Source organism: Actinoallomurus sp. NPDC052308 (assembly GCF_040679195.1).
Taxonomy (GTDB): domain Bacteria; phylum Actinomycetota; class Actinomycetes; order Streptosporangiales; family Streptosporangiaceae; genus Actinoallomurus; species Actinoallomurus liliacearum.
The window spans coordinates 84,485-98,205 of the sequence record NZ_JBFAUM010000008.1 but is presented as its reverse complement, the minus strand read 5'-3'; the positions used below and the strand labels follow the sequence as shown (position 1 = coordinate 98,205).

Sequence of the window (13,721 nt, the reverse complement as noted above, 5' to 3'; positions counted from 1 at the left end):
GTCACTTCCACGTGCTGGCGGCGTACGTGCCCAGTTGGGTGTTGAGCGTGGCCGGGCTGAGTTCCTTCAGCGGTGACATCTTGACCAGCAGGTCGCCGGCCTTCTCGATGTCCCAGGACGAGCTCGAGAAGGTGCTGTCACTCGCGTCGTAGGCGTTGTCACCGGTGCCGAACACGGCCTCCAGCGAGCTCAGATCCTTGCCGACGAGCCTGCTCGCGTCGGCTCCCAGGTCCGTGGCGGGCAGGTCGAGCGAGGCCTGCGCGAACGCCCCGGCCTGCTCCTTGCCGGCCAGATACCTGACCCACTGCAGCGCGGCCTTCTGGTTCTTGCTCTGCGCGGAGATCCCCAGGCCGGTCAGCGCGATGGGGGCGAGCTTGAAATCCTTCACCGTGCTGTCCTGCGCGGCGGGCAGCCCGAAGGACACGATGTTGCCGGGGTCCATGCCGTCCTGCTTGATCGAGGCCAGGGTGAAGGTGCCGCCGATGTCGAAGGCCGACTTGCCCTGGGCGAAGGCCTGGTCGGCGTCATCGATCCCGAGTGTCTGGCTGCCGGCCGTCCAGTACGGCGTGATCTCGTCGTACAAGGTGAGCGCGCGCTGCCCGTTCGGACTCCCCCACGCCTTGGAGCGGTCCTGGCCGAACAGCGCCTGGTACGCGGGCTTGCCCAAATAGGCGTAGGTGAGCGGCTGCAGTGCCCAGTCGAATCCGGTGGAGGTGGACTTCAGGCCCAGGGTGATTCCGCCGGCGGCCGGGTCCTTGTCGTGGGTCGCCTTGATCCAGGAGATCAGCTCCTCCCAGGTCTTCGGCGGCTTCGTCGGATCGATCCCGGCCGCTCGCAGCTTGCTCTTGTTGGCAAAGACGATCCCGAACGTGCCCGCAGTGAACGGGACGTCGAACACCTGGCCCTTCTTGATGCCCTTCCAGGGCGACTTCGGCTTCTGGGAGGCCTGATAGACCGAGTCGGTGATGAGACCGGCGTCGGCCGTGCCGTTGAGGTACTGGCCCTTCCAGCCGGCGTCCACGCTCGGCGCGAGGTCGGTCAGGATTCCGGCGGCGCCGAAGACGCGGTCCTCACCGGCAGCATGCACTTCCAGCACGTCCGCGAGGTTGTGGGCGGCCGCCGCGCTCTGCACCTTGCTGGTGAACGTGTCGTCCGGCGTGTACGCGGTGATCTTGACCGTGATGCCGGTATTCGCCTTGAAGCCCGCGGCGGCGGCCTCCAGTGCCTTGACGTGAGTCTGCTTGAACGTCCACATCGTCAACGTCTTGCCGCCGCCGGTGCCGCCGCCACCGCCGCAGCCGGCGGTGGCCGCCAGCAGCGTCGCGACCGCCGCGACCGCGTGTACGACTCGTCTTCTGCTTGTACGCAGCCCTGTGCCCACGCGTCCTCCTTGCATCACTGCCGTACGAAGGTCGCCCCGAAAGTCCCTCGCTGGCCAGGCCGATCTCGGATCGAGTGCGTTGACCATAGGTGCGCAAGATTTAACATGTCAATAGCTCAAAGTTAACCAGCGTCTACGAGGGGTACCGCCTCTTTTGACATGCTAAAGTCGGTTTCATAGCCGCGCGGGTCCGATATCGCGGTGCGCCCGGGCAAGGAGATCGATTGACGTCAACCAGCAACGCCGACGGCCCCCTGTATCAGCAGGTCAAGCGAGACCTGCTGGCGGCGATCGCAGCCGGTGAGTATGCCCCGGGGCGCCCGTTCGTGACCCAGCGGGAGATCTGCGAGCGCTTCAACGTCAGCCACGCGACGGCCGTGCGGGCCCTCAACGAGCTCGCCGCCGAGGGGCACGTCGTGCGCCGCAGAGGCCAGGGCACCTTCGTCGCCGAGCGCCCGCCGGAGCCGGCCGCCGACGCGGCGGACCGCACGATCGCGTGTGTGCTGCAGTTTCAGGGCCCGCACGTCGGCCAGATCCTGGCGGGCATCGAGGAGGTCTGCGCCGAGCTCGGCTACCGACTCTTCCTCTCCCACAGCGAAGGCGACCCCGGCCGCGAGGAGAAGGCCCTGCTTCAGGCGCTGGACCACCAGGTCCACGGGATCATCGTCTACCCCGCCGACGGCACCGACGTCCTGTCCCCCTACGCCGAGGTACGCCGACGCGGCGTACCGCTGGTCATGGTCGACCGCTATCGCCTCGACCTGGCCAACGACGCCGTGGTCGCCGACAACTTCGCCGCAGGCCGCGACCTGACGACCGCCCTGATCGACGCCGGCCACCGGACCATCGCCACGCTGTGGGACGAGACCGACGTCACCAGCGTCCGCGACCGTCTCGCCGGACACATCCAGGCACTGCGCGAGCATGACATCCCGGTCCGGCAGGATCTGACGGTGCTGCGCCGCTACCACGGCCAGTCCGATGAGACGCGCCGTACGCTCCTCGCCGAGCTGCTCGAGGGGCCGCAGCCGCCGACGGTGCTGCTGTGCGCCAACGGTTACACGCTGGCGACCGCCGCGGAGGACCTCATCGCACTCGGCCGGGAGATCCCGGGCGACGTCGACCTCGCCGGGATGGACACCGCCGGCCCGTTCAACGTGCTGCCGCTGACGGCTGCGGCGGTATCGCTGCCGTCGCGGGAGATGGGCGGACGCGCCATGCGCCTGCTGCACGAGCGGATCAGCGAGCCCGGCGGCGCGGCCGGACCCGAGCTGGTCGTGCTGCCGGTGACCGTCCAGACCCGCCAGTCCGCCATGGGCCACCTCCAGGTCATCGGAACCGGGCGGTCCGCCGGCCGCCGTACGGAACGGCGGGCCAAGTGACGGCGGCGCCGAAGCACGACGCCGACCGCCTGCTCGGCCCGTCCGGCGGGCTGCCGCAGGCGCTGCCACCGTGGCCGGCCCGCGACGGCCTGCGGGTCACCGCCGTCCGCGCGATCGTGACCGCGCCGGAGGGCACTCCGCTGGTCGTCGTACGTGTCGACACTTCCGAGCCGGGTCTGTACGGACTCGGCTGCGCGACGTTCACGCAGCGGTACGCCGCCGTGGCGGCGGCGGTCGACGATCATCTCGCCCCGCTCGTCATCGGCCGGCACCCGGCGGACATCGAGGACATCACGCGGCTGATCCACTACTCGTCCTACTGGCGAGGCGGCCCGGTGCTGAACAACGCCCTGTCCGGAGTCGACCAGGCTCTGTGGGACATCGCCGGCAAACGAGCCGGCATGCCCGTCTACGAACTTCTCGGGGGTCGCAGCCGAGCCGCCGTCGAGGTCTACTCCCACGCGGCCGGGGCGACGATCGACGAAACCCTCGAACAGGCCGAGGCGCTCATCGACCAGGGCTACCGCAACGTCCGGCTCCAGGTCGGCGGCCCCGGCCTCGGCACGTACGGAGCCCCGGGCACCCCCGGAGGTTATCCGCGGTCGCCGCATCCGGACGGCTGGGACGCCGAACGCTATCTGCGCGCGACACCCGGCCTGTTCGCGGCGGCACGCGACCGCCTCGGCGACCGCGTGAACCTCATGCACGATGTGCACAGCCGGCTGACTCCCAAGCAGGCCGTGGTGCTCGCCCGCGCGTTGGAGCCCTATCGGCTGTCGTTCCTCGAAGACGTCGTCGCCCCGGAGTACTACGACCGGCTCCCGGAGGTACGCGCCACCTCTCCGGTGCCGATCGCGGTCGGCGAGCAGATCGGCGCGGTGACCGACGCGGCGCGGTTGATCCGCGACGGCGGCGTCGACCTGCTGCGCCTGCACACCTCCGCCATCGGCGGGTTGACTCCGACGCGCAAGCTCGTCGCGCTGGCGGAGCTGTTCGGCGTGCGTACGGCGTTCCACTCCCCGGGCGACATCTCCCCCGTCGGCGTCGCCGCCAACATGGCGGTCGACATCTCGACCCCCGCCTTCGGCTATCAGGAATCGCACGACTACAACGACGCGACCCATGAGGTCTTCCCCGGGACACCGGTCGTCCGCGACGGCCACCTGTACCCATCGAACGCTCCGGGCTGGGGTGTCGATCTCGACGAGAAGGCGGCGCTCAGGTACCCGCCGACCAGATTCCTCCACGAGCGATGGGCGGCCCAGGTCCGCCGTCCCGACGGCGGCCTGGAACCTCCGTGATCGGGGCCGGCCCCCGCGACCCGCTCAGGTGGCGCGGACCGGATCGTTACGGTCCCCGCCGCGTTCCGCGGAGACGAGCCGGTCGGCGAGTATCCGGGGGGCGTGGGCGAGGACCATCCCGGCGGCACCGCGCACCTCGGCCTGGTCGCCGAGTTCTCCCGGTACGACGGTGACGGCCTCCGCGGCGGGCGCTAGGGCGTAACGCCGGATCGCCCGCTCCATCGGCTCGAACAGCTTTGGACCGACGGCCGCGAGCTCACCGCCGACGACGATGAACTCGGGATTCAGCAGGGTGACGAGGTCGGCCAGGACACGGCCGACGTGTTCGGCCGCGTCTTCCAGGGCGCGGACGGCGCCCCGATCGTCCTCGTCGATCAGCCGCAGGAGATCGGGGACGGTGACGCGGTGGCCCCGGCTGTGCTCCAGGAGCTCGGCGACGGCGGCCGGGCCTGCCACGGTCTCCAGGCATCCGCGATTTCCGCATCGGCAGATACGGCCGCGCGGGTCGACCGCGATGTGGCCGAATTCGCCGGCCAGGCCCCCCGCGCCGGTCAGCGGCCGACCGCCGCTGACGATGCCCGCGCCGACGCCGGTGGAGAGCCTGATGTAGATCATGTCGGCCGTGCCGCGCCCGGCGCCGTACAGGCGCTCGGCGAGGGCGCCGGCGTCGGCGTTGTTGGCGACCCAGGTGGTCAGGCCGGTCCGCTGCTCCAGCTCACGACCCGGCCGAAGTCCCACCCAACCGGGCATGATGCCGCGCGCTTCCAGGGCTCCGTCGGCGGTGCGGACCGGAGCGGCGATGTCGACCCCCAACCCCAGGACGTCGCCGATGGGGATGTCCTTCTCCCGGAGGGCTTGCTGGATCAGGTCGGCGGTGCGGTCGAGGGTCTCGTGAGGTGCCCGGTCGGTGTCGTTGGCCACGACGGTGTCCCAGATCGGGTGTCCGTGAAGGTCGCATACGGCGACCCGGACGTGCTGGTGGCCGATGTCGGCGGCGACAGCGTAGGCGGCGGAGGAGATGAGCGTCAGGGGCTGCGCCGGCCGGCCCGTCGGCCGGTCCCGGGAACCCGACGTGTCGGTCTCCTCCCTGATCAGGCCCGCGGTCAGCAGGTCGCTGACGATCGAGGAAACGGTAGCCCTGGACAGCCCGGTGAGCCTGGTGAGCTGCGAACGGCTCGTATGGCCCACGTGGTGCAGCGCCTCGAGAACCCGGAGCCGCCCCACCTCTCGAAGGTTCAGCGGGGTATCGATCACTGGCTCCTCGGCGTCGGCATGTCTCCCTCAGGTTAGCAACCATGGTCGGCGGAATCGCCCGCCAATCGTGCGCCAGGACTTGATTCAAGGCTCAAAATCGGAGAAATTCGTCCCGAGAGCCGCCACCCACCCCCTGCCGATCCCGCATTTCGTCCGACATCGATCAATACCGCGGTCTACGTGGTGACGCCTGCCGGCTGGGCGGTGGCCCGCTCTCGGGAACCGCACCGGCGCGTGCGGTGGCGCCTGCCCGACGGATCGTGACCGTGGAGGTCGACAGTGGCGAGATGGAACTTCGTACGTCGCCGGACACCCGCTCGGATGGCCTCCGGGACGGTGACCGAACGCGACACACCACCGAGACGCCCGCTCCGCGGCGCCCTGGCGGTGCTCTCGCTGATCGCCGCCGCCGCCGGCGTGGCGATGCCGACCCCGACCCGGGCCGCGACGGGTCCGACGACGGCATGGCGCCATGGTTCCTTCGCCGTCGACACCGCGAACGTGGTGCGCCGATCCGACGTCGTCCTCACCAGGGCCAACACCGACCCCACGCAGTTCGTGCCGGTGGGAAACGGGACCTTGGGCGCCGCGGTCTGGGCCGCGAACGGCTTCACCGCCCAGCTCAACCGCTCCGACACCTTTCCCGACCGCAAATCGCCGGGGCAGCTGGTCATCCCCGGATTGGCGAAGCTGACCGGCGCACCGGACTTCACCGGGTACCTCGACCCGTACGACGGGATGTTGCACGAGTCCGGCGGCGGGATGTCCCTCACCGCGTACGTGCGCGCCCGTACCGCCCAGCTGGTCGTCGACGTCACCGGCGCCGACCCGAACGGCACGCAGACCGCCGCGGTGAAGCTGTGGAGCGGCCGGAATCCGTCGGTGCGGGCGTCCGGTAAGGTCGCGACACTCGCCGAGACCTGGGTGGACGACACCGCGACCGGCGCGTCCGGCAGGACCTTCGGCTCGCTCGCCGGGGTGAGCGCCGGTGGGCGTGACGTCACCGCGTCGAACCCGGACGACCGCACCGCGCAGGTGTCCTTCACCCCCCACGCCGACGGATCCTTCCGAGTGATCGTCGCGGTGCCCGCCTGGACCGGGGGCGACGCGCTCGCCACCGCCGAGTCGCTGATCAGGCACGACACCACGAAGCCCGCCGCCGCGCTGACCGGCGCCCATCTGGCATGGTGGCACGACTACTGGAGAACCGCCGGGCTGATCAAGATCACGTCGTCGGACGGTTCCGGAGAGTACGTGGAGAACCTGCGCACCCTCTACCTCTATGACGCCGCGGCGGAGCGCGGCGGGCCACTGCCCGGTTCGCAGGCGGGTCTGGCGGACCTCTTCGACTTCTCGCAGGACCGGCAGGACTGGTACCCGGCCGGGTACTGGTTCTGGAACCTGCGGATGCAGGTCCAGGCGAACCTGTCGGCCGGCGAGTCGTTCCTCAACGACCCCGTCTTCCGCCTCTACCGGAGCAACGTCGCCGCGATCTCGGCCTGGACCGCAGCCCACATGCCGGGCAGGAAGGGCCTCTGCGTTCCCGAGACCATGCGGTTCAACGGCAACGGGTACTACGCGGGCGACGCCGCCGCGAGTAACGCCTCGTGCGACTCGACCATCGCCCCGAGCTGGAACTCGCTCACCATCACCAGCGGCGCCGAGATCGCGCTGTGGATCTGGCAGGAGTACCTGACCACCGACGACAGGTCGACGCTCAAGGCGAACTACCCGTTGATGAGCGGCGCCGCCCGGTTCCTGCTCTCCGCGGCGACCACGGGATCCGACGGATACCTGCACACCCGGGCCAACGCCCATGAGACGCAGTGGAACGTCAACGATCCGACGACCGACATCGTCGCGATGCAGGCGCTCTTCCCCGCCGTGGTGAAGGCGGCCCAGACCCTGGGCGTCGACGGTGGTCTGGTCGCCGAGCTCAAGGCCGCGATCCCGAAGATCCCGCCGTTCCCGCGCACCGACACCGCGACGAAGACCGAACTGCTGCCTCCCTCCACGGACGCCGACGGGGCGGACATGATCGGCCCATCCGCGGAGCCGGCCGCGCCCAAGCACAACTCGGAGAACCTCGGCCTCGAAGCGGTCTGGCCGTACGACCTGATCGGTGACAGCGGAGCCTTCACCGACCTGGCGAAGCGCACGTACGCCGCGCGCAGCTACGTCAACGCCAACGACTGGAACTTCGACTCGCTCCAGGCCGCCCGGCTCGGGCTTGCGAGCGAGGTGAAGGCCGATCTGCTCGCGGCGACCAAGTCGTACCAGATCTATCCGTCGGGACTGGCCAGCCTCAGCGGGTCCAAAGGCGGCGAACCGTACGTCGAGCAGGCGGGCGTGGTCGCGGCGACGGTGAGCGAAGCGCTCGTGCAGGACTATGACGGGCTGCTGCGCATCGCGCCGGCCTGGCCCGCCGGCTGGACCGGCGAGGGCACCGTGTACGTCCAGCACGGCACGAAGGTCGACGTGCAGATCACCGACGGCACGCCGAGCACAGTGGCGATCGTGGCCGGAACCGATCACCCGATCTCCATGCGGAACCCGTGGCCCGGCAAGGCGGTGACCGTCGCCGACGGCAGGACCGGTGCGAAGGTGGCGGCACCGGGAAGCGACGCGACGTTCAGCATCCCCGCCCACGCGGGCAGGACGTACCTGGTCGAACTCGCCTCTTCGCCCACCACGTTGCTTCCGTTCGCCCCGGTCGGCGGCAGCCCCGCCACCGCCGTGAAGCACGTGGGCGCCCGGAGCATCGGTGTCGACTCGGCCATCCCACAGGTGATCAGTCTACGGGCGCACGCCAACGGCGAGTACGTGACGGCGGAGAGCGCGGGCGCGTCGCCGTTGATCGCCAACCGGACGGCCATCGGCCCGTGGGAGCAGTTCGACGAGTTCGACCTGGGCAACGGCGGCATCGCGCTCCTCGCCCACGCGAACGGCGAGTACGTGACCGCGGACGACGGTGGCGCCGCTCCGCTGATCGCCGACGGCACCTCGGTCGGCCTGGGGCAGACGTTCACCTTGGTCCACAATTCCGACGGCAGCGTCAGCCTGCGGGCGAAGGTGAACAACGCCTATGTCACCGCAGGCGACGCTCCCCTGATCGCCGACAAGACGACCGTCGGCCCGTCCGAAGAGTTCGACCTGATCAACGACTAGAGGCCCGGCCCGCCGCGCCACGACGCGGCGGGCCGGCGCACCGACTTCTTCAGCAGGGCGGTCGCGGTCAGCCGACCGACCCGTCAGTCCGTGATCAGGTCGAACTCCTCCCAGGGGCCGATGGCGGTGCGGTCGGCGATCAACGGCTGGGCACCGGCGTTCTCGGCGGTGACGTACTCGTTGTCGGCCTGGGCGCGCAGGCTGATGCTGCCGTCGCTGTTGTGGATCAGCTGGAACGTCTCCCAGGGGCCGATCGCGGTGCGGTTGGCGATCAACGGCTGGGCGCCCGCGGCCTCGGCGGTGACGTACTCGCCGTTGGCGTGGGCGCGGAGGGCGATGTCGCCGTTGCCCCGGTCGATCTCGTCGAACTGCTCCCAGGAGCCGATCGCGGTGCGGTTGGCGATCAACGGCTGGGCACCGGCGTTCTCGGCGGTGACGTACTCGTTGTTCGCGTGCGCGCGCAGGCTGATCACCGGCCCGGATGACGGTGCCTGACCGAAGGTGCCGAGGTCGACGGCGTCGGCGATGGCCTGCAGGCCGGCCTCATTCGGGTGCAGATGGTCGCCGCTGTCGTAGGCGGGCAGGTAGCGGGTGGGATTGGCGGGGTCGTGGGTGGCCGTGTCCTGATCGACGACGGCGTCGCAGCCGCTGTTCGCGCCGCGGATGAAGGAGTTGATCGCCTCCCGACCGTTCTCGCCGGTCTGCGTCCAGTACGACGCGCCTTGGTAGGGCGTGAGAGTGGAGCAGATGAAGGAGATGCCCTTCTGATGGGCGCGGGAGATCAGCTGCTTGATGCCGTTGATGAGGTCGTCGGCGTTGGCCTGGCTGGATCCCAGGTCGTTGATCGGGTCGTCGGCGAAGATCACCCAGCGCACGCCGGGCTGGCCGAGCACGTCGCGGTCGAACCGGTTGAGCGCGCTCTGACCGGCTCCGTCCTTGAGCAGCTGGTTGCCGCTGATGCCCTGGTTGAGCACGCCGATCGTCCGTCCGCTGGCGTTCAGCCGCTGTGCCAGGTCGTTGGGCCAGCGCCGGTTGTCGTTCGTCCCGGAGGCGACGCCGTCGGTGATCGATGCGCCGAGCGTCACCACCGCCCCCTGGGCCGCCGAATTCTGCACATCCAGGTTGGCGAGGAAGGCATAGCTTCCGGTGGTCTGCGCGCCGCTCAGCGTCGCGGAGCCGCTGACATCACCGCCGGCGATGTAGTTGGTCTGGGTGCCCTGGGAGTGGCCGGTGGCCGGTCCGGTCGCCTGTGGCAGATAGACGCTGACGGCGACGTTGGACAGGGCGGTGACGGCGAAGGGGATGGAGTCGCTGACCGCGGTAACGCCGGCCGGGATCGTGACCGAGCTCTGACCGCCGAAGGTGACCTGCTTGTCGGTATTCGTCGAGATGCTAGAGCCCGACGTGGACTGGGCGATGTGCACGTCCGAGATCACCAGTGGCTTGCTGCCGAAGACGTTGGACAGTTGCACCCGGGCCGCGGTGCCGCCGATGCTGGTGTGCACGATCTGGCGCAGCGTCTGCTGGTTGAACGAAGCGCCGGTGCTCTGCGGCGAGGCGGACCAGGTTCCGGTCCAGGAGACGGCCGCGGGCTGAGCGGCGGGCGCCCGTACCGGAGCCGCTACCGCCGGCGCGGTGAACGTTCCGGCGACGAGTACTGCGGCCGCGACCCATACCGCCGACCGGTTCTTGTCGAGATTGATGTGCATCTTGATGGAATCTCCTCTGGCCAGGGGCGGCTGTGAGCGGTCAAGTGATCGTTTTCTCATCGCGATGCCCCGCTGCCGGACGTGGGTGATCCGGGGCAGAGATCGACCGGGAGGACGTTCGGGCCGCTGATCTTGGTCCGGACGCTGTGGATGGTGATCGGCGCGGATGAGCCGATGCGGAAGTCGGTGCTGCCGTTCTCGCGCCCGGCGAAGCCGGCGTCCTGCACCGTGACCGTCGCGGTCTTCCAGGTACCGGTGTTCTGGTTCGTGACGGACAGCGCGCGGGTGAACGCGCCGCCGCCGTCCGCGTCGTACTGCAGCGACCAGGATTCGGTTCCGGAGTCGTAGTAGGTGATCGTGAATGTGGCGGTGGTGTGCTGGTGGGACGCGATGCGGGGATCGACCCGGAAGTACATGTACTGGCCGCTGGTCACCGGGACGGTGGTGCGTCCGCTCATGCCGCCGACCGTGACCGGGCTCGTCACCCCGTCGCCGTTCTCCTCGATCTGGGAGAGCCCGCAGTCGGTTTTGGTCGTTCCCAATGTGGTGCAGGTCGTGGCCGTGTCGCCGGGACCGATGACGGTGACGGGCAGGGACAGCCGGGGCAATGCCACGGACGGGCCGGCGGTCACCGTGATCGGGATCGTCTCGAATCCCTGAGTGACGTTCGCCGCCGCGGAGATCGTGACGGTCGTCGTCGCCGTGCCGTCGGCGGACACCGGCAGCGTCCCGGACGCCGGGCTGATGGTGACGCCGCTGGGAGGCGAGGCCTTCCAGGTGATGGAGCCGACCCTGGGCGCCCGCGCGGGCCGCGCGCCGGCCCCGATCGTGAAGGTCAGCGTGCTCTTGGTCGTCGCCCCGGCGGTCACCGTCGTGGTGGCCGGGTCGGTCTCGATCTCGGTGGGCGTGAGGCCTGGCGGGAACCTCAGCGCACCGGCGGAGTAGGACGGCGGTTCGTCGCCGGGTGCCGCCCCCCAGCGGGTGTCGGGCTTGTCGGCGAGCCGGAAGTCGAGGGCGACATGCCCGGGGCCGCCGCCCGCGAGCAGTGATCCTGGCAGCCAGGCCCGGGACCACGGACGCCCGTTGACCGACAGTGCGTGCACATAGGTCGTTGAAGAGGCACCCGGCGCGGAGATCGTGACGGTCCGGCCGCCGAGGTTCATCCGTACGGTGGAGAACAGCGGCGCGCCGAGGGCCAGCACCGACGTGCCCGGCGTCTGCGGGTACATGCCGAGCGCGGCCCAGACGAACCAGGAGCTCATGGCGCCCAGGTCGTCGTTGCCCGGCTCACCGCCGGGGGTGTTGGAGTAGACGGTGGTTAGCAGCCGGTGCACGAGGTCCTGCGTCTTGTACGGCTTGCCGGTGTAGTCGTAGAGCCACGGCGCGAGGATGTCGACCTCGTTGCCGGCCCAGTAGTACGGCTGGTTCGGGCCGACGTTGAGCCGGGTGAAGAACTCGTCCAGGCGCCGGTCCACCTTGCCCTTCCCGCCCATGGCCGTGATCAGCCCGTGCGGGTTCTGCGGGACCATCCAGGCGTACTGGGCGGCGTTGCCCTCCTGGAACCCGGACTGACCGAAGTTGAGCATGCCCGCCGTGACCGGATTGCCGCCGGGGAAGGCACCATCGGAGTCGCGCGGCTGGAAGTAGCCGGAGTCGACGTTGAAGATGTTCGTCCAGTTCTGGGAGCGGTCGAGGAAGCGCCGGGCGGTGGCGTGGTCGCCGATGGCGTCGGCGAACCGGGCGATGGAGAAGTCGGCGGTCGCGTACTCCAGCGTGATGGAGGCGCCGTTGTTCGCGAGGTTGTTGTCGCCGACCGGTGTGTTGGGCACGTAGCCGCGCTTGAGGTAGTCGGCGAGCCCCGGGCGCTCTTCGTAGTAGCCCTGGCCGTACTGTTCCTTGCTCTGGGGAACTGTGGCGCCCTTGATCATGGCCGCCAGCGCCGCCTTGGTGTCGAAGTCCCGGGCGCCGAACGCGTAGGCCTCGGCGATCATCGCGTCGGCGGGGTCACCGCTCATTACGCCCGTATAGGCGCCGGCCACCGGCCACTTGGGCAGCCAACCGCCCTCCGCCGCGTCGTTGACCAGCGACTGCATCATCTGGCTCGTCTGATCGGGGGCCAGCATGGCCAGCAGGGGCACCTCCGAACGGTAGATGTCCCATCCGGAGTAGTTCGCGTACTGCGCCCTGCCCGGCGCGACGTTGTGCACCTTGCCGTCGAAGCCGAGGTACTGGCCGTTGGCGTCGCTGAACACGCTGGGCACGAGCAGGGCGTGGTACAGCGCGGTGTAGAACTCCACCTGCTGGTCGTGGGTGCCCCCGCCGACCTGTATGCGGGAAAGGAGCCGCCGCCACGCCGTCTCGGCCTGGTTCGCCACGGCCGTCACGTCCCACCCGGGGTTCTCCGCCTTCAGGTTGGCCAGGGCGTTCGCGGCGCTCACGTAGCTGATCGCCACTTTCATGCCTACCTGGCCGTTCTGGGTCGTGTCGAACCCGACCCAGGCGCCGGCTTTCGGGCCGCTGCTCCCCGCGGCCTGTGTGCGGTTCTGCGGCCCCTTGGCCTCCACGCCGGCGGGGGCGTTGGTGGCACCCGACGGCGTCTGCGGGGCGCGCTGCGCGCCGCGGACCGCGGCGGTCCTGGCGCCGGGGGTGACCGTCGTGCCGTTCCACGTCCCGTACGAGGTGAACGGGCGGTCGAACGTGGCCGCGAAGTAGACGATGTGCGTGTCCTGATGGCCGCAGAAGTGGCCGCCGCTGACCGACCCGGATATCTGGTCGTCGCCGGTGATGTCGACCGTCGCCGCGGTGTTCCCGCCCTGCGAGTCACCGACCTTGAACAGCAGGTCGGCCTGCGTGGTGGCGGGGTAGTCGAACCGGCCGATCCCGGTCCTCGTGGTGACGGCGAGCTTCGCGCCGATGGCCCCGTCCGTGCCGAGCCGCGTCGCGTAGTAGCCGGGCCTGGCCTGCTCGTCGGAATGGCGGAAGGGCTCGGTGGTCTTGGCCGGATCGGAGCCGATGGCACCCGTCGTCGGCAGGATCGGCAGGTCACCGAAGATGTTGCAGCCCGCGCCGGACGCGTGGGTCAGGCTGAAGCCCAGGGTGGAGGAGTCGTCGTAGTCGTAGCCGCCTCCGGCGGGGCGGGTGGGGGTGTCCGGGCTCCATGTCAGCATGCCGAACGGCATCGAAGCGCCGGGGAACATGTCCACCGGGCCCACGACCTCGCCGCCTTTGCCGGTGCCGAGAAACGGGTTCACGAGACCGACCGGGTCGTCCACCAGGCCGGCCGGGGCTTCGGCGGCACGTGCGGGGGACATGAGGGAGCCGGCCACAAAGAGCCCGATGATGATGGCGGATCCTCGCCGCCGTTGTCCTGCCACTGTCGACCTCCAGGGTCACAGGCCCATTGACTTCGGCACATGGACCTGCCACACGGCGAGATCGCCCCCGAGCATGTGCCACTACCGGCGCGACGCCTCACGCGCGCCGTTCGCGCTCCTCCTTCCTGCCTGCGGCCGGTCTCCGAAGGAAC

General features: G+C 69.9%; 7 protein-coding genes. 3 read left to right on the top strand and 4 right to left on the bottom strand.

What is annotated here, in order from left to right:
• Nucleotide 1: 1 nt before the first annotated feature.
• On the bottom strand, nucleotides 2-1,381 hold the full coding sequence (locus AB0L00_RS21820) for an extracellular solute-binding protein (RefSeq protein ID WP_364436969.1): 1,380 nt from the start codon (nucleotides 1,379-1,381) through the stop codon (nucleotides 2-4).
• Between the two features lie 224 nt (nucleotides 1,382-1,605).
• On the opposite strand from AB0L00_RS21820, the gene AB0L00_RS21815 reads away from it, so the two are divergent.
• Together AB0L00_RS21815 and AB0L00_RS21810 are read left to right on the top strand one after the other, a co-directional pair.
• On the top strand, nucleotides 1,606-2,763 hold the full coding sequence (locus AB0L00_RS21815; protein ID WP_364436966.1) for a GntR family transcriptional regulator: 1,158 nt from the start codon (nucleotides 1,606-1,608) through the stop codon (nucleotides 2,761-2,763).
• The gene (locus AB0L00_RS21810) at nucleotides 2,760-4,064 is read left to right on the top strand and encodes an enolase C-terminal domain-like protein (RefSeq protein ID WP_364436963.1); all 1,305 of its coding nucleotides are present in this window, start codon (nucleotides 2,760-2,762) and stop codon (nucleotides 4,062-4,064) included. Before AB0L00_RS21815 ends, AB0L00_RS21810 begins: the two co-directional genes overlap by 4 nt.
• A gap of 24 nt (nucleotides 4,065-4,088) precedes the next feature.
• On the opposite strand, the gene AB0L00_RS21805 is transcribed toward AB0L00_RS21810, so the two are convergent.
• Entirely contained in the window at nucleotides 4,089-5,318 is a 1,230-nt protein-coding gene (locus AB0L00_RS21805) for an ROK family transcriptional regulator (RefSeq protein ID WP_364436960.1), read from the bottom strand.
• A 321-nt stretch (nucleotides 5,319-5,639) separates the two neighbouring features.
• Between AB0L00_RS21805 and AB0L00_RS21800 the strand changes: the two genes are divergently transcribed.
• Complete coding sequence (locus AB0L00_RS21800; protein WP_364436957.1) at nucleotides 5,640-8,486, top strand: hypothetical protein; 2,847 nt, start codon at nucleotides 5,640-5,642, stop codon at nucleotides 8,484-8,486.
• A gap of 83 nt (nucleotides 8,487-8,569) precedes the next feature.
• On the opposite strand, the gene AB0L00_RS21795 is transcribed toward AB0L00_RS21800, so the two are convergent.
• Nucleotides 8,570-10,195 (bottom strand): SGNH/GDSL hydrolase family protein, encoded by a 1,626-nt coding sequence (locus AB0L00_RS21795; protein ID WP_364436954.1) that lies wholly within the window; start codon nucleotides 10,193-10,195, stop codon nucleotides 8,570-8,572.
• A 56-nt stretch (nucleotides 10,196-10,251) separates the two neighbouring features.
• Nucleotides 10,252-13,506, bottom strand: coding sequence for a GH92 family glycosyl hydrolase (locus tag AB0L00_RS21790; RefSeq protein WP_364436951.1), 3,255 nt, complete (start codon nucleotides 13,504-13,506; stop codon nucleotides 10,252-10,254).
• Nucleotides 13,507-13,721: the final 215 nt, after the last annotated feature.

Coding starts and splice junctions, on each gene's coding strand:
- AB0L00_RS21800 (WP_364436957.1), top strand. CDS start 5,640: ATGGCCTCCGGGACGGTGACCGAACGCGACACACCACCGAGACGCCCG.
- AB0L00_RS21790 (WP_364436951.1), bottom strand. CDS start 13,506: ATGTCCCCCGCACGTGCCGCCGAAGCCCCGGCCGGCCTGGTGGACGAC.
- AB0L00_RS21795 (WP_364436954.1), bottom strand. CDS start 10,195: ATGCACATCAATCTCGACAAGAACCGGTCGGCGGTATGGGTCGCGGCC.